Source organism: Lentzea californiensis (genome assembly GCF_024648825.1).
Lineage (GTDB): Bacteria > Actinomycetota > Actinomycetes > Mycobacteriales > Pseudonocardiaceae > Lentzea > Lentzea californiensis.
On record NZ_JANBBE010000004.1, the window covers coordinates 507,209 to 523,563 of the forward strand.

The window sequence follows — 16,355 nt, forward strand, 5'->3', positions numbered from 1 at the left end:
ATCATCGGGCGCTGGCGCGCCCCAATGGGGCAATTGTCGGGGTTGGTTCATTGGTCAGGAAGTCGACGATCATCGCGTTGCACAGTGCGGGTTTCTCGTGCAGCAGCCCGTGTGACGTGCCTGGGACGACTGCCAGCTCGGCATTCGGCAACGCCCGGTACATGGCCGTGGCGTGCTCCAGCGTCACCTCGTCGTCGTCGCCGATCATGATCAGCGTCCGGTTCGGCAACTTCCCGAGATCTGTTCCGGTCAGCGCGGGCGAACGGCGGTGCATCGGCGTCAGTTCCGTGGACGGGTCCCAGCCGTCGTGGTGGAAGACACCGCACACGACCACAAGGCGTTGCACGAGGTCTGGTCTGAGCACGGCCGTGAGGAGTGCAACCGTGGCGCCGTCGCTGCAGCCGAGCAGGTGGGCAGGCCCGGTCCGTTCCAGGAACTCGATCGTCTCCTGGGCCATCTCGGTGTGGTCCTGAGTGGCCTGGTCGACGCGATGTGGTGTGTGCAGGGCGAAGTCGGCGAGAGCGTCGAGCTGGGGACCGAACGCCGAAGGGTCCGCGCCGCCGGGATGCAGAAGTACGAGTGAGTCAGCCATGCAGGTGTAGACCTCTCTCGTCGTCGATACTCGTCGTCGTGCGATCTATTGGTTTGGTGACGTTGGTGGTCCGCGACTACGACGAGGCGATTCGCTTCTACGTGGAGGGACTCGGGTTCACGCTGGTCGAGGACCTGCCGCAGGGTGACAAGCGCTGGGTCGTGGTGTCGCCGGGGGAGGGGACGTCGCTACTGCTGGCACAGGCTGACACAGGTCAGCAGCAGGCACGAGTGGGCGACCAGACCGGTGGCCGCGTCGGGTTCTTCCTGAACACCGACGACTTCGACCGTGACCACGCCCGCATGGTCGCCTACGGCGTGCACTTCCGCGAGGAGCCGCGCGAGGAGGTCTACGGGAAGGTCGCCGTGTTCGAGGACCTCTACGGCAACCGCTGGGACCTGCTTCAGCCCGCCCGCGCCTGACCGGGCGACACCCCGACGATCCGTTTGAACGCCCGGCTGAACGCGGCCTCCGACTCGTAGCCGAGGCCGCGGGCGACCTCGCTGACCGTGCTGTCGCGGTCCTTCAGCCGGTTCATCGCGACGTGCATGCGCCACCGCGTGACGTAGCGCATGGCCGGTTCGCCGACGAGCTCGGTGAACCGCGCCGCGAACGCCGACCGCGACATGGCGGTCTGGTGCGCGAGGCGTTCGACGGTCCACGGCTGCGCGGGATCGCGGTGGATCAGCGCGAGTGCCTGCCCGATCTGCCGGTCCTGCAACGCGCCGAGCCAGCCGGTGCGCGCGGCCGGGTCGTTGGCGAGCCACGAGCGGATCGTCTGGATCACCAGCACGTCCGCGAGCCTGGTGATGACCGCCTCGCCGCCGGGGCGCACGGCCTGGGACTCGGTGGCCATCAGGTCGATCGTGGCGCGCATGTCGTCGGCGCGGCGCACGTACAGCACGTTCGGCAGCACGTTGATGAGGTGCTTCGCGGCCGGGTGGTCGAAGCGGACCGCACCACACACGAGGTGCGTCACCGCGCCACCGCCACCGTGCCGCAGGATCGCGTAGTTGTCGGTCTCGAACTCGTGTGGCAGCGTCGTGACGACCGGCGACTCCGCCTCGCCGTAGAACAGCCGGTGGCGCTGCCCGCCCGGGACGAGCAACACGTCGCCGGGTTCGAGCGAGACGACCTGGCCGTCGACCTCGACGTCGCACCGGCCGCTGGTCAGGACGTGGAACCACAGGCAGTCCGCCATGTCGGGCATCGTCGCGCCCCACGGCTCGGTGAGCTCGTTGCGGCAGTAGAAGGTGCCGGACATCCTCAACAGGTGCAGTGCCTCGCCCAGTGCGTCCGTCATGCCGTTGATTCTGGACGAACGAGCAAGCCCGCGCGATGAATTGTCATTGAGAGTCCTGGCCTGGAGCGTCAGAGTGAGCGCCATGGGGACAATCACGCTGATCGCAGCCACCGCTTCGGGCCTGATGGCAGGGCTCTTCTTCGCCTTCTCCGTCGCTGTCATGCCCGGCCTCGCCGACCTGCCCGCCTCCACCGCGCGCGAGGCGATGCGCCGGATCAACGTCCGGATCCAGAACCCGCTGTTCCTGCTGGTGTTCCTCGGCAACGCCGTGCTGTGCGGCATCGAGGTCTTCCAGGGCAGGATCGCCGGCGGCCTGTTCTACATCGTCGGCTGCGTTCTGCTCACGATGGTCGTCAACGTGCCGATGAACAACCGCCTCGAACAGACCGACGACGCCTACTGGCCGCAGTACCTGCGCACGTGGACGATCTGGAACCACGTGCGCGCCGTCGCCTGCCTCGCCTCGGCGGTCACCCTGCTACTCGGATTCTGAGGCCGTGCTTGGGCCGCATCGCGGCGAGCCCGGTCGGCGTGAGGCGCTGGGGGAGCAGTTCGGGTTTCGGCCTCTGCAGCAACGCTTTCAGCATCACGGTCAGCTCGGTCGTGGCGAGCCCGGCGCCGATGCAGCGGTGCGGGCCACCGCCGAACGGCAGGAACTCGTGCAGCGCCGGCTTGGTCTCCCAGCGGTCCGGGTCGAACTTCAGCGGGTCCGGGAACACCTCGGCCAGCCGGTGCGTGACGTACGGGCTGTACAACAGGAACGTGCCCTGCCTGATCTTCTTGCCGGCGAACTCGAAGTCCTGAGTCGCGACCCGCGCCGAGACGACCGCCGGCGGGTAGAGCCGGAGGGTCTCGTTGACCACGTTGCCCAGGTAGTCGTCGTCCTGCTGGGCACGCTCCCAGACCCCGTTGTGCCGCAACAGGTTGAATACCGCCCATGCCATCGCGCCACTGGTCGTCTCGTACCCGGCCGCGATCAGCGTGACGATCTGGTCGCGCACCTCCAGGTCACTCAGCCCGTCACCCTCCACGAGGGAGGTGAGCACGTCACCGGCCGTGTTGCCCTGGCGCGTTTCCTCGATCGCCCGGTACACCCGAGCGTCGACGGCCCTGCGCGCCCGCATGGCGTTGCGCCAGGCCGGGGCCCTCATCGTCCTGAGGATCTTGACGACCGCCGGGTTGCGGTCGATCAGGTTGATCAACACTTGCAGGTGCGCGCCGAAGAAGTCCGAATCCTGCGCCAGCTCCTCGCCGAACAACGCGTGGATCGTGCTGCGCCGGATCGCCCGGCGGAACTCCTGGTACGCGTCGACGGTCTCGCCAGGCCGCCACGCGTCGATCGTCGCCTCGGCGTTGGCCCGCATGACCGGCACGTAGCTCGCGATCTGCCGGTGCGCCAGCGCGGGCTGCACGAACCGCCGCCGCCGCTTGTGGTCCTCGCCGTCGCTCACGATCAACGACGTGGGCCCGTCCACCGGCACCAGCGACTGGAACGCCCGCTCCACCTCGAACAACTCGGAGTGGGCGAACACGAACCGGTTCGACTCAGGCCCGAGGAGGTAGGTGTACGGACCCATCCGCACGACCGGTCCGAACCGCCGGTACAGGCTCGCGAGGAGATCGGCCTGCCGGTACCGCACGACGTCCGGAGTCATGCCGCTGACAGTGCCACACAGCTGGGCCGGTCCGGCACCGTCAGTTCGTCACCGCCAGCGCGAACGGCAGCACGGCGGACACCCCCTCCTTCCTGAGCATCCGAGCCGCCACCGTCATGGTCCACCCGGTGTCGATGTGGTCGTCCACCAGCAGCACCGGACCGTCCACACCGGACACATCCGGTGTCTCGCCGGCCCGCACGAGCCCGGCCAGCCGCTGCGCGCTGTTGGCCCGGTGCGTCGACTCGCCGAGCCACACGGTGCCGAGGAACGGCAGCCGCCCGATCGCCGCGATCTTGTGCCCGAAGCTGCCGACGAGCTCCGGACGGCGGCGCGAACCGACCGTCACCACGCCGACCGGCCGTTCGTCCCAGCCCCACGCCGTCAGCACCTTCACGCACGCCGCGAACACGTCGTCCGGGATCTCGCGGTCGGCGCCGTCCGCGAGCAGGTCCCGCAGCCGGTTGCCCCAGCCGATGTCCGTGAGCCTGCCGAGCGCCCGTCCCGTGGCCGCCACCTCGGTCGCGGGGATCTTGCCGGACAGAGGAACGCCGATGGCGCTCATGCCGGTGGGCCACATCTTGCGCGGCGCCACGTCCAGGCCGGGACGCAGCAACCGTTCGCGAGCCGCTTCCGCGGCCACCTCGGACACCTCGACCGACAACCGTTCGCCGGTGCAGTTGTCGCAGCGGCCGCACTCGTGCGAGGTCGGGTCGTCGAGCTGGTCCTGCAGGAACTTCATCCGGCACGCGTCGGTGCGCTGGTACTCGATCATCACCTGCTGCTCGGCCTTGCGCGCCTGGGCGATGCGCGCGTACCGCTCGCCGTCGTACTCCCACGGCCGGCCCGTCGACTCCCAGCCGCCGCGCACTCGCCGGACCGCGCCGTCGACGTCCAGCACCTTCAGCACCACCTCGAGCCTGCCGCGCGACAGCTCGACCATCGGCTCCAGCGCCGCTGTCGAGAGAGGCCTGCCCGCGCCGTCAAGTGCGGACAGCACCTGCCGCACCACCACCTCCGGCGGGAACGCCAACGACGTGAAGTACGCCCAGATGTCGCGGTCCTCGTGGCCTGGCAGCAGGACCACCTCGGCCCGTTCGACACCGCGGCCCGCACGGCCGATCTGCTGGTAGTACGCGATCGGGGAGGACGGGGCGCCCACGTGCACGACGAACCCCAGGTCCGGCTTGTCGAACCCCATGCCGAGGGCGGAGGTGGCGACGAGCGCCTTGACCTTGTTGTTCAGCAGGTCTTCCTCGGCGCGCTCACGTTCGGAGGATTCGGTCTTGCCCGAGTACGCGGCCACCGCGAACCCGCGCGAGGCGAGGAACGCCGCGATGTCGTCCGCAGCCGCGACCGTGAGCGTGTAGATGATCCCGGAACCCGGCATGCGGTCGAGCTGCTCGGCGAGCCACCCGAGGCGTGACTCCGCGGTCGGCAGCACCGCGACCGACAGCCGCAGGCTGTCGCGGTCCAGCGGCCCGCGCAGCACCAGCGTGCCCTCGTCGGCGCCGAGCCCCAGCTGCTCGGTGACGTCGTGGACCACCCTGTTGTTGGCCGTCGCCGTCGTCGCCAGCACCGGCACGCCCGGTGGCAGCTCCGTCAGCAACGTCCGCAGCCTCCGGTAGTCCGGCCGGAAGTCGTGGCCCCAGTCCGAGATGCAGTGGGCCTCGTCGACGACGAGCATGCCCGCCGACGCCGTCAGCGACGGCAGCACCGCATCGCGGAAATCAGGGTTGTTCAGCCGCTCCGGACTCACCAGGAGCACGTCGACCTCCCCGGCCGCGACCTGCTCCTGCACGGTGTCCCACTCGCCGGGGTTCGCCGAGTTGATCGTCACCGCGTGCACGCCCGCCCGCGCCGCCGCGTCGATCTGGTTGCGCATCAACGCGAGCAACGGCGACACGATGACCGTGGGGCCCTCACCGAGCTGACGCAGCAACGCCGTCGCGATGAAGTACACGGCCGACTTGCCCCAGCCCGTGCGCTGGACGACGAGCGCTCTGCGGCGCTGGGCCACGAGGGTGTGGATCGCGGTCCACTGGTCCTCGCGCAGCACCGCCCCAGGGCCTGCCAGTGCCCGGAGCCGTTCCTCCGCCAGTCCTCGCAACGCGATGTCGTCCATGAGGCGCAAGCTTGCCAGGCTGTGCTCGTCGGCCGCTGCTCCGCAGACGGCGGCGAGTTCGCCGGGAAGTCGGTCGTCCGGCCGAATCGCTCGTGCCGAATTGGGCTTCGCCGAATTCGGCACGAGCGGTTGACCGGACGACCGACGCGAACTCGCGATGTCGTCATCCATGGCGGCAAGCCTGCCAGGCGGGTCTGACAATTGTGATTGTCGCAGGTCGTAAGCTGTGTGATGTGACTGATGACCTGCGCGATCAGGTGCACGCGGCAGCTCGCCGCGCCCGTGTCGCCGCCGACGAACTCGTCCTCGCCACCCGTGAGCGCAAGGACACCGCGCTGCTCGAGATGGCCGCCGCGCTCCGCAAGCGCGCGCCAGAGATCATCGAGGCCAACCAGAAGGACCTCGAAGCCGGCAGGGCAGCAGGTCTCCCGGACAACATCCTCGACCGGCTCACGCTCACCGAAGCCCGCGTCGACAGCGTCGCCACCGGCCTGGAAACCGTTGCGGGCCTTCCGGACCCGGTCGGTCAGGTGATCACCGGCGGCATCCTCCCGAACGGGCTGGAGCTCAAGCAGGTCCGCGTCCCGATGGGCGTCGTCGGCATGGTCTACGAGGGCCGTCCGAACGTCACGGTCGACGCCGCCGGTCTCGCGCTGAAGTCGGGCAACGCCGCGCTACTGCGGGGTTCCTCGACCGCCGAGCACTCCAACACCACGCTCGTCGCCGTGCTGCGCGACGCACTCGAAAGCGTGAACCTGCCGGCCGACTGCGCGCAGCTCCTGCCGTGCCACGACCGCGCGTCCGTCACCCACCTCATCACCGCGCGCGGCCTGGTGGACCTGGTCATCCCCCGCGGTGGCTCGGGTCTGATCAACGCCGTGGTCGAGCAGGCGACGGTTCCCACGATCGAGACCGGCGTCGGCAACTGCCACGTGTACGTGGACGCGCACGCCGATCTCGACATGGCCGAGGCGATCGTCCTCAACGCCAAGACGCGGCGCACGAGCGTGTGCAACGCGGCGGAGTCCCTGCTCGTGCACAAGGACGTCGCGGCGGAGTTCGTCCCGCGCATCACCAAGGCGTTGCAGCAGGAGAACGTGACCATCCACGGCGACGAGCAGTTCGCTCGGGAGTCCGACGTGGTGGCCGCCAACGACGACGACTGGGGTACCGAGTACCTGAGCCTCGACATCGCGGCGAAGGTCGTCGGCTCGCTGGACGAAGCCGTGAAGCACATCGCGACGTACGGCTCCGGCCACAGCGAGGCGATCGTCACGAACGACGTCACGGCAGCACGCAGGTTCACGGCCCGTGTGGACGCGGCGGCGGTGTTCGTCAACGCCTCCACGGCCTTCACGGACGGCGCGGAGTTCGGCATGGGCGCGGAGATCGGCATCTCCACGCAGAAGCTGCACGCCCGAGGTCCGATGGGCCTGACCGAGCTGACCTCCTCTAAATGGGTCGTGTGGGGCGAAGGGCACACGCGCCCGAAGGCGTAGCTCTACGTTCGGAGACATGGCTCCCACCTATCCGTTCTCCGAAGCTGACGGCCTGACCCTCGACCCGACCTACGAACGGTTACGGCGCGACGAGCCCGTCTCGCGCGTGACGTACCCGTACGGCGGCGAGGGTTGGCTCGTCACGTCCTACGAAGAGACGAAGTTCGTCTTGGGCGACCCGCGGTTCAGCCGTGCGCGGACGGTCGGCCAGGACGTGCCGCGGATGCAGCCCCTCATCGCACCGGGCGGGTCGATCCTCACGCACGACGGTGCGGACCACTCGCGCATGCGCAGGCTGGTGTCCAAGGCGTTCACGGTGCGCCGGATCGAGGAACTGCGACCGCGCGCCCAGCAGATCACCGACGACCTGCTCGACCGCCTGGACAACCCCGGTGACCTGGTCGAGGGCTTCAGCACGCCGTTCCCGATCACGATCATCTGCGAGCTGCTCGGCGTGCCGTTCGAGGACCGCGAGGACTTCCGCAGGTGGTCGAACCAGGCGCTGTCCACGATCGGTGGCCACACGCCGGAAGAGGCGATGGACGGCGTGGCGAAGCTGTACGCCTACTTCACCGAACTCGTCGCGAAACGCCGTGCGCACCCCACGGACGATCTGATCAGCGCGCTCGTCGCCGCACGGGACAACGAGGACCGGCTGAGCGAGGACGAACTCGTCCGGTTCGGCATCACGTTGCTGGTCGCGGGCCACGAGACGACGGCGAACATGCTCGCCAACAGCGTTGTGACGCTGTTCGAGCACCCGGACGCCATGAAGAGCCTGCGTGAGGCCCCCGGCAAGCTCCCGAACGCCATCGAGGAGCTGCTGCGGTTCATCCCGCTGGGCAGCGGCGCCGGCTTCCCGCGCATCGCGACCGAGGACGTCCAGGTCGGCAACGCGTTGGTGAAAGAAGGCGACACCGTGCTGGTGGTCGCGTCGTCGGCGAACCGCGACGAGGCGATGTACGCCAACGGCGCCGAGCTGGCCCTGGAGCGCGAGGTCGGCCAGCACCTGCAGTTCGGGCACGGCATCCACTTCTGCCTCGGCTCGCAGCTCGCGCGGATGGAACTGCAGGTCGCGCTGGGCACGCTGCTGCGCCGCATGCCCGGTCTGCGGCTCGCCGAACCCGTCGAGTTCCGCAAGGGTTCCCTGGTCAGGGGCCCGTTGAGGCTCGTCGTGGCCTGGTGAGAAAAATCTTGGGCCAGTCGCGTAATGGGGGAGCGGCCCGCGCGTTCCTCCTATGCGCGCGGCTTTGCTTCGGGGTGAGCCGCGACCCGAACGGCTCGTCCTCCCCCTGAGCCGTGCGGTGTGATCAGCACGACCGGCGTTGGGCCACGGGAGCGGCCCGACGCCGGTCTACGCTGTTTTGATGCGCATCGGCGTCATGGGTGGCACGTTCGATCCCATCCACCACGGCCACCTCGTGGCCGCCAGCGAGGTGCAGGCCAGGTTCGACCTGGACCGCGTGATCTTCGTGCCGACGGGTCAGCCCTGGCAGAAGGCGTCGCGGGAGGTCTCCGCTCCCGAGGACCGCTATCTGATGACGGTCATCGCCACGGCCTCGAACCCCCGCTTCTCGGTCAGCAGGGTCGACATCGACCGTGACGGCCCCACGTACACCGTGGACACGCTCTCAGACCTCAAGAAGCAGTACCCGGACGCCGACCTGTTCTTCATCACCGGTGCGGACGCGCTGGAGCAGATCCTGTCGTGGAAGCGCGCGGCGGACGCGTTCGAGCTCGCCCACTTCATCGGTGTCACCCGTCCGGGCTACACGCTGAACGACCGCCACCTACCGCCCGGCTCCGTGTCGCTCGTCGAGGTCCCCGCCATGGCGATCTCTTCGACCGGATGCCGCGCGCGTACTGCATCCGGACAGCCCGTTTGGTACCTGGTCCCCGACGGTGTCGTCCAATACATCGCAAAAACAGGCCTGTACTCCGAGTCGTAACCACGTTCGAGTGGATTTTGCGTGCATTGGAGCGCTCGGGGAGCAACAATCAGCGGGTTGTTGCTGGTTCGTGGAAGGCAAGACTTTGGCTACTGGCACCGTGAAGTGGTTCAACGCCGAAAAGGGCTTCGGCTTCATCGCGCCCGACGACGGCTCGGCCGACGTCTTCGTGCACTACTCGGAGATCCAGTCGAAGGGTTTCCGTTCGCTCGAGGAGAACCAGAAGGTCGAGTTCGAGGTCGGACAGGGCCAGAAGGGGCCGCAGGCCCAGCAGGTCCGCCCGCTCTGAGGCTCCGGCACGGGTGAAGGCCACCTCAGGGCGCTGAGGTGGCCTTCGTCATGCGTGGGTGTGAAGTACCCGTTGGCGCGCGCCGGTACCCTCAGTAACTCGTGTGGGCGTATCGACGCCTGCCGGAAGTCAGAGGAGTGACGTGGCAGCCACCGACGAGGCACGACGGCTGGCGCTGGTCGCGGCGAACGCAGCGGCCGACAAGAAGGCGCACGACGTGACGGTGCTCGACGTCTCCGACCAGCTCGTGATCACCGACGTGTTCGTGATCGCGTCCGCTAACAACGAGCGGCAGGTCGGCGCGATCGTCGACAACATCGAAGAGAAGCTGCGGGAGGCCGGCACGAAGCCGGTGCGCCGCGAAGGGGCCCGTGAGGGCCGGTGGGTGCTGCTGGACTTCGTGGACGTCGTGGTGCACGTCCAGCACACGGAGGAGCGCAGCTTCTACGGCCTGGAGCGGCTGTGGAAGGACTGCCCGCGCATCGAGTTCGAAGCGGACGTCCCCGCCGAGTCCACGGCTGAATGAGGTAGCTGATGGCCCTGAGCCGGCTCGTGCTGTGGCGGCACGGTGAGACCGACTACAACGCGACCGGTCGTCTGCAGGGTCATCTGGACTCGGCGCTCACCGAGACCGGCTTGAACCAGGCCAGGTTCGCCGTGCCGGTGCTCGCCGGGTTCGAACCGGAGATGGTGGTCGCCTCCGACCTGCAACGGGCGCGCAACACCGCAGGGGTGTTCACGTCGTCGACGGACGTTCCGCTGCGGATCGACGAACGGTTGCGCGAGACCCACCTGGGCAAGTGGCAGGGCCTGACCACCGCCGAGGTGGAGCAGGAGTGGCCGGGCGCCATCACCGTGTGGCGCACCGACCCGACCTACACGCCGCCCGAAGGCGAGTCGCGCGTCGAGGTCGCCGAGCGGGCCATCCAGGTCGTGCACGAGGTCGACGCGGAGTTCTCCGAGACGGTCCTGCTCTGCGCGCACGGTGGTCTGATCAGCGCCTTGACCGGGCGGCTGCTCGAGCTGCCGGTGGAGAGCTGGTCGCAGCTCGGCGGCATCTCGAACTGCCACTGGACGGTGTTCACCCGCCGCAATGACCGGTGGCGGCTGTCGTCCTACAACGCGGGCACCACGCGTTGAGACTGCTCGTCCTCGGGGACTCGCTGTCGTTCTTCGGGCCTTCCGGTCCGCTGCCCGCTGATCATCCACAGCTCTGGCACAACATCTGTGCCGAGGCGCTGGGTGGTTCGGCGGAGCTGGCGGCCGGGTTCGGCTGGACGGCGCGGGACGCCTGGTGGGCGTTGACCGGCGATCCGCGGATCTGGTCTTTGCTGCCCCGTACGGACGTGCTGGTGTTCGCGGTGGGCAGCATGGACACGCTGCCCTCGCCGTTGCCGACGTACCTGCGCGAGGGGCTGCGTTATGTGCGGCCGGACTGGCTGCGGCGGTGGGTTCGTGCGCGCTATCAGCTCGTGCAGCCCCGGTTGGCGCCTTATACGCGGGCGTCGCTGCCTCCTGCGCTGACCGCGCGCTACCTGCGGGACATGCTGCAGTCCGTGCGCAACCTCCAGTACACGATGCCGGCGGTCGGGATCGTGCCGTCGGTGCATCGCGCGGCTACGTACGCCTACGCCCATCAGGGGCACGCGGCTGCGGTTGCGGCCGTGCGTGGCTGGGCCGCGGATGCGGACGTGCCGTTGCTGAACCTGCCCGCCGTGATCGGGGAGCACGTGCGGTCCGGTGCCGGGAACCCGGACGGGATGCACTGGGGCTGGGAGGGCCACGAGCTCGTGGGCAAGGCGATGGCCGCATTGATCTCGTCCGTGGCGTTGAGTCCCTCGGAGGAGTGAGCCCCGTAGGCTCGTCGCTCGTGCGCATCTCCATCGTCACCGACTCCACGGCATACCTGCCCGAGGGGTTCGCGAAGCGCCATGCGATCACCGTGGTGCCGCTGCACGTCGCGGTGGACGGTGCCGGACGCCTCGACGGCGTCGACTTCGGTCCTTTCGAACTGGCCAGTGCCCTCGCTGAGCACCGCCGGGTGACCACGTCACGTCCCACGCCTGGCGAGATGGCCGCCGTGTACCGCGAGGCCCTGTCGTCGTCAGATGCGGTCGTGTCCGTGCATCTCTCTCGTGAGCTGTCCGGGACGTGGGAGGCCGCACGGCTGGCGGCGGAAGAGGTCGGTCCTTCTCAGATTCGCGTGGTCGACTCGCGGTCGACCGGCATGGGCCTCGGATTCTCGGTGCTGCGCGCCTGTGCCGCCGTGGCTGCCGGGCACTCGCCCGCCGAGGTCGAGGCCGCTGCTTCCGCAGCCGCTCACCAGACGCGGATGTTCTTCTGCCTCGAGACGCTGGACCACCTGCGCCGGGGCGGCCGGATCGGTACGGCGGCGGCGCTGGTGGGGACCGCGCTGGCCGTGAAACCGTTGCTGCACATGGACGACGGCCGGATCGTCCCGCTGGAGAAGGTGCGCACCATCAGCCGCGCGGTGGGCCGCCTGGTCGACCTGGCGGCGGCCGCGGCGGGCGACGGTCCCGTCGGACTGGCCGTGCACCACCTGGCCGCTCCCGAACGCGCCGCCGAACTGGCGACCCGCCTGGACGAACGGCTGCCCGGCTCGACGGGATGCGTGATCTCGGAGGTCGGCGCGGTGATCGGCGCGCACACGGGCCCGGGCGTGCTGGGCGTCGTGGTGTTGCCGGGAGGACCCGACAGCCTCCCACAGACCCCCGACAATTCCCCGTCCTCGAAGCCCGAGTGATCGCGACCTGTCCACAACCCGCGAGTAATCCACAGCCCCGGAGCTCACCCCACCTCCCCACCCACCCCGCTCCGTAACGTCCCTCGCATGTTCCCCCGCTCCCACCAGGACTCCCTCCCGACCGAACGCCTGGCCGCCCTGGCCGACAAGGTGAGAGCCGACCCGACCCTGGTCTACGCACGATCAGAGGACTCGGACGAACACGGCTCGCCCCGCCGCCGCTTCCGCCTGCCACGCCTCCCGCGCCGCGGCCTGCTCGCCCTAGGCGTGGCCGTGGCGTGCACGGTGATAGGCCTGGGCAGCTGGTGGCAGAGCCCCGCCGCCGAACCGGCACCGGACCTGGCTCTGGTGAGTACCACGGCCCCGGCCCCCGAACTGGTCGTGGACGTGGTCGGCGAAGTGGCCAGCCCAGGCCTGATCACAGCACCGTCAGGCGCCCGGGTGGCCGACGCCATCCGCCTCGCCGGAGGCATGAAGCCGGGCACGAACCTCCACAACCTGAACCTGGCCCGCAAACTCACCGACGGCGAACAGATAGCGGTGGGCATCCCACCCCCGCTCCAGGCAGGCGCGGCTCAGGCCGGCGGGTCCCAGCCGAAGCTGAACCTGAACTCCGCCAGCGCCACCGAACTGGACGGCCTCCCCGGCGTGGGCCCGGTGACGGCTCAACGCATCGTCGACCACCGCATCCGCAAGGGCCCGTTCGCCTCGGTGGACCAACTCCGCGACGTGGAGGGCATCGGCGAATCGAAGCTGGCCAAGCTGGCCGGCCTGGTCCACACATGACCCTCGCCGCCAAGGCCCTGGCCCTCTACCACCGCTCCAGAGCCCAGTACCTCCAGCTGACCAGCCCATCCCGCTTCCCAACCGACCACAACCACCTACCCCGCCCGCTGGCCCTCGCCTTCCCTCTGCACCGCTCTCGGCCACTTGCTGGCCGCTTCCTTGGCGCCACCCCACCACCGCACCCGGCTCCACACGTTCCGCTCGCTTCTCCGCCCGTCGCCACGCAACGGCAGTGCCGCATGTGCGCCGCAACCGTGCACCAGTCCTGAACTCCAGCTGTACCAACAAAACGGGCCGCACATCTCCCACCTTCACCACGGCCAGGCACTACTGGCCTGCCTTCGCCTGCGTTCTGAGCCGCAGTCCCAGCCCTGAAGCCACTTCCCGTCACCGATCGGAGTCAGCCATGCCCTCAGTCCGCACCACCCGACACCCGCGCATCGACACCGCCTGGCACCACCCCACACCCAGGCACCCCCAGGCGCAGCCGCAATCCCTCCCCCACAGCACCCCAAAGCGTCCGCAGCCACGCCAAGGCAGCCCCACCCGTGACCCGAGACCTCCCACCGGACAGGGGAGGCGCAGATGGCCCGCAAACACCCGGTAGCCCACGACTTCCGCCTGGTCCCGGCAGCCGCGGCAGTCTGGACCACAGCCGTGGCCGGTCTCTTCCTCAGCTGGCAGGCGGCAGTGCTCTCCGGCCTGGCAGCAGGAGCCATCGGCCTGCTGGCATGGCGAAGATCCTGGTGGAACAGGACCTGCGCGATAGCCCTCCTGATCTCAGGCCCGGTCGCCGCGGCCTGGGTGGGCGGCACCGTCCTGCGAGCCGAGTCCCACCCACTCCGCCTGGCCGCCGACGAAGGCCGCAGCACCACCCTCATCGTCGAACTCACCACCAGACCGAAGGGAATCCGGGCCGCGGGTTTCGGCGGAACCCAGGCAGGCGTGGAAAACGTCGTGATCAGAGCGACGGCGAACGGCGCCCAGCTGGTGCTGCTGGCTCCGGCGAACAAGTGGCGAGATCTGTTGCCAGGTCAGAAGGTCACGGTCAAAGGCACCCTCGCGCCGTCCAGGAGCGGCGACCTGGCGTCGGCGTTGTTGCGAGTGCGCGGGCCGCCGCAAAACCCACAGCCGGCGCCGGTCTGGCAGACCTGGGCCGACGAACTCCGCGACGGCCTGAGAGAGGCCAGCAAAGTCCTCGGCGACGAGGAAGCCGGGCTCCTGCCGGCCCTCGTGGTGGGCGACACCGAGCAGATGGTGCCGCGCATCGTGGAGGAGTTCCGGACCGCCGGCCTCGCCCACCTGCTCGCGGTGAGCGGGGCGAACCTGGCCATCGTCTGCGGGGCGGTCTACCTGCTCACCAGACGTCTCGGGCCACGTCCGGCGGCCTTTGCCGCGCTGGCGGCGCTGGTCGGGTTCGTCGTCCTGGCCGGGCCGGAGCCGAGTGTGCTCAGGGCCGCTGTCATGGGTGCCGTCGCGTTGCTGGCGCTGGTGCTGGGGCGGCAACGGTCCGCGGTGCCGAGCCTGGCGACGGCGGTGCTCGTCCTGGTGTTGCACGATCCGGCGCTGGGTGGTGATCCGGGGTTCGCGTTGTCCGTGGTGGCGACGGCGGCGTTGGTGCTCGTCGCGCCGAAGTGGGCGCGGGCGCTCAAACGGCGCGGTGTGCCGAACGGGCTGGCTGAGGCGATCGTCGTGCCGATGGCCGCGAGCCTGGCCACGGCTCCGGTGGTGGCCGGGCTCTCCGGGCAGGTGAGCCTGGTGTCGGTGCTGGCCAACCTCGTGGCCGGGCCCGTGGTCGCGCCGGCGACGGTGCTGGGTGTGGTGGCGGCGGTTGTCGCGCCGTTCTCGTCCCAGGCTGCCGAAGTCGTCACCCATGTCGCTGGGCCCGCTGTGAGTTGGCTGATCACGGTCGGGCGGCAGGCGTCGGCCGTGCCCGGCGCGGCGGTCGGGTGGCCGGACGGCTGGGGCGGGGCGGTCGCGCTGACGGTGGTGACCGCGGTGGTCGTGTTGTTGCTGCGGTTCAAGAAGACGCGGACGTTGGTCGTCGCGGTGCTCGTCGGCGGGTTCGTGGTGCTGGTGCCGTTGAGGGTCGTGGCGCCGGTCTGGCCGCCCGACGGGTGGAAGGTCGTCAGCTGCGACGTGGGTCAGGGCGACGCGCTGGTCCTCGCGACCGACGACGCCGACACGGCGGTGCTGGTCGACACCGGGCCTGATCCCGGTGCGGTCGACCGGTGTCTGAAGACGTTGGGGATCAAGCGGATTCCGCTGGTGGTGCTGACGCACCTGCACGCGGACCACGTCGGCGGTCTCGACGCCGTGCTCACCGGGCGTGCGGTGGGGGCGGTCGCGGTCGGGCCGCTCAAAGAGCCCGCGTGGGCGTGGAGGGAGGTCGGCGAACGGGCTCGTGCTCATGGTGTGCGGCTCGTGGAGCCGAAGGCGGGCGAGAGGTTCGCCCTGCCAGGACTGGAGTTGGAGGTGATGGGACCGCGTCGGCCGCCGATCGCCGAGGCCGAGAACACGACGGTGAACGACTACTCGCTCGTGCTCAGAGCGCATACGAGGGCGGGGCGGGTGTTGCTCACCGGTGACGTCGAACTGGCCGGCCAGGCGGCGTTGCTGGGGGAGCGGGACCTGAGCGCCGAGGTGCTCAAGGTGCCGCACCACGGGTCGCGGTACTCGCTGCCCGCGTTCCTGAAGGCCGTGCGGCCTCGGGTGGCGCTGGTGAGCGTCGGCGCGGGCAACAGGTACGGGCACCCGAGTCCGCACGTCGTCGACGTGTTGCGGACGGGAGGTGCGTTGGTGTTGCGCACGGACAAGGACGGCGACCTGGCGGTGTTGCCAGGGAACCGAATCGTACGAAGGAGAAGAGATGGTCTGGGTCAGGTTGTTCAACGCGCGTTACCCGATTCCCGGTGGTACGCCGGGCCTCGCGTGGGCGCTGTGGCAGACGAACTACTCGGCGACGCCGTGGCCGCACGACGAGCTGAAACCCGATTTCGGTTACTACATCTGCGAAACGCTCGAAGACGGCACCCGCGCCGTCACGTACAAGGCGACGGCCACGCACGTGCTGCCGCCGACGAAGGCGGCGACACCGGAGGAGGCGTACGACCTCGCCGCGGAGCACGTGTTCGACGACGCTCTGCGGGTCGCGTCGGACGTCTGGCACGACTACCACTACAACGCGCTGAAGGCAGAAGCCCCTTGGCCGCAACGGATCGTGGCGTGGCGAGCGGCCGTGGAGTCGATCGGGCCGCACGTGGTGGAGGGCCTGCAACGGTTTCCGCGCACGGGATGGCTCAAGACGGACGCGATCTCGTTGTGAGCCAGCGGCAGCGGCTTCGGTTCGTGAGCCTTGCTGCCCAGACGTGAAACGAATCGGGGACGCGAGCG

At 69.4% G+C, this 16,355-nt stretch carries 16 protein-coding genes; 12 read left to right on the forward strand and 4 right to left on the reverse strand.

Annotated features, from left to right (window positions below):
* Position 1 precedes the first annotated feature (1 nt).
* A complete protein-coding gene (locus LX88_RS19405; protein ID WP_258949169.1) occupies positions 2-592 on the reverse strand; it encodes an alpha/beta fold hydrolase in 591 nt (196 codons plus the stop codon).
* 56 nt (positions 593-648) lie between these two features.
* On the opposite strand from LX88_RS19405, the gene LX88_RS19410 reads away from it, so the two are divergent.
* Positions 649-1,014, forward strand: a complete 366-nt coding sequence (locus LX88_RS19410) for a VOC family protein (protein WP_258949170.1) — start codon at positions 649-651, stop codon at positions 1,012-1,014.
* On the opposite strand, the gene LX88_RS19415 is transcribed toward LX88_RS19410, so the two are convergent.
* Positions 996-1,895 (reverse strand): AraC family transcriptional regulator, encoded by a 900-nt coding sequence (locus LX88_RS19415; protein ID WP_258949171.1) that lies wholly within the window; start codon positions 1,893-1,895, stop codon positions 996-998. The genes LX88_RS19410 and LX88_RS19415 overlap by 19 nt on opposite strands.
* Positions 1,896-1,977: 82 nt before the next feature.
* On the opposite strand from LX88_RS19415, the gene LX88_RS19420 reads away from it, so the two are divergent.
* Positions 1,978-2,388 (forward strand): anthrone oxygenase family protein, encoded by a 411-nt coding sequence (locus LX88_RS19420; protein WP_258949172.1) that lies wholly within the window; start codon positions 1,978-1,980, stop codon positions 2,386-2,388.
* Here LX88_RS19420 and LX88_RS19425 read toward each other — a convergent pair.
* Together LX88_RS19425 and LX88_RS19430 are read right to left on the reverse strand one after the other, a co-directional pair.
* Entirely contained in the window at positions 2,366-3,550 is a 1,185-nt protein-coding gene (locus LX88_RS19425; RefSeq protein WP_258949173.1) for a cytochrome P450, read from the reverse strand. The genes LX88_RS19420 and LX88_RS19425 overlap by 23 nt on opposite strands.
* 40 nt (positions 3,551-3,590) lie before the next feature.
* A complete protein-coding gene (locus LX88_RS19430) occupies positions 3,591-5,675 on the reverse strand; it encodes a RecQ family ATP-dependent DNA helicase (RefSeq protein ID WP_258949174.1) in 2,085 nt (694 codons plus the stop codon).
* A 200-nt stretch (positions 5,676-5,875) separates the two neighbouring features.
* On the opposite strand from LX88_RS19430, the gene LX88_RS19435 reads away from it, so the two are divergent.
* The 10 genes from LX88_RS19435 to LX88_RS19480 all read left to right on the forward strand — a co-directional run bounded on the left by LX88_RS19435 (position 5,876) and on the right by LX88_RS19480 (position 16,334).
* Positions 5,876-7,174 (forward strand): glutamate-5-semialdehyde dehydrogenase, encoded by a 1,299-nt coding sequence (locus LX88_RS19435; RefSeq protein ID WP_258949213.1) that lies wholly within the window; start codon positions 5,876-5,878, stop codon positions 7,172-7,174.
* Between the two features lie 16 nt (positions 7,175-7,190).
* The gene (locus LX88_RS19440; RefSeq protein ID WP_258949175.1) at positions 7,191-8,360 is read left to right on the forward strand and encodes a cytochrome P450; all 1,170 of its coding nucleotides are present in this window, start codon (positions 7,191-7,193) and stop codon (positions 8,358-8,360) included.
* 181 nt (positions 8,361-8,541) lie between these two features.
* Entirely contained in the window at positions 8,542-9,123 is a 582-nt protein-coding gene (nadD, locus tag LX88_RS19445) for a nicotinate-nucleotide adenylyltransferase (RefSeq protein ID WP_090071143.1), read from the forward strand.
* 85 nt (positions 9,124-9,208) lie between these two features.
* Positions 9,209-9,412 (forward strand): transcription antiterminator/RNA stability regulator CspE, encoded by a 204-nt coding sequence (cspE, locus tag LX88_RS19450; protein ID WP_030468099.1) that lies wholly within the window; start codon positions 9,209-9,211, stop codon positions 9,410-9,412.
* A gap of 142 nt (positions 9,413-9,554) precedes the next feature.
* Positions 9,555-9,938 carry a ribosome silencing factor gene (gene rsfS / locus LX88_RS19455; protein ID WP_090071141.1) on the forward strand — a complete coding sequence of 128 codons (384 nt, stop codon included), beginning with the start codon at positions 9,555-9,557 and terminating at the stop codon, positions 9,936-9,938.
* Positions 9,939-9,946: 8 nt separating this feature from the next.
* On the forward strand, positions 9,947-10,552 hold the full coding sequence (locus LX88_RS19460) for a histidine phosphatase family protein (RefSeq protein ID WP_090071139.1): 606 nt from the start codon (positions 9,947-9,949) through the stop codon (positions 10,550-10,552).
* A complete protein-coding gene (gene octT, locus LX88_RS19465; RefSeq protein ID WP_258949176.1) occupies positions 10,549-11,262 on the forward strand; it encodes a diglucosylglycerate octanoyltransferase in 714 nt (237 codons plus the stop codon). Before LX88_RS19460 ends, octT begins: the two co-directional genes overlap by 4 nt.
* A gap of 20 nt (positions 11,263-11,282) precedes the next feature.
* On the forward strand, positions 11,283-12,176 hold the full coding sequence (locus LX88_RS19470; protein ID WP_258949177.1) for a DegV family protein: 894 nt from the start codon (positions 11,283-11,285) through the stop codon (positions 12,174-12,176).
* An 87-nt stretch (positions 12,177-12,263) separates the two neighbouring features.
* Positions 12,264-12,962 carry a ComEA family DNA-binding protein gene (locus tag LX88_RS19475; RefSeq protein WP_258949178.1) on the forward strand — a complete coding sequence of 233 codons (699 nt, stop codon included), beginning with the start codon at positions 12,264-12,266 and terminating at the stop codon, positions 12,960-12,962.
* A 585-nt stretch (positions 12,963-13,547) separates the two neighbouring features.
* Entirely contained in the window at positions 13,548-16,334 is a 2,787-nt protein-coding gene (locus tag LX88_RS19480; RefSeq protein WP_307790535.1) for a DNA internalization-related competence protein ComEC/Rec2, read from the forward strand.
* Positions 16,335-16,355: the final 21 nt, after the last annotated feature.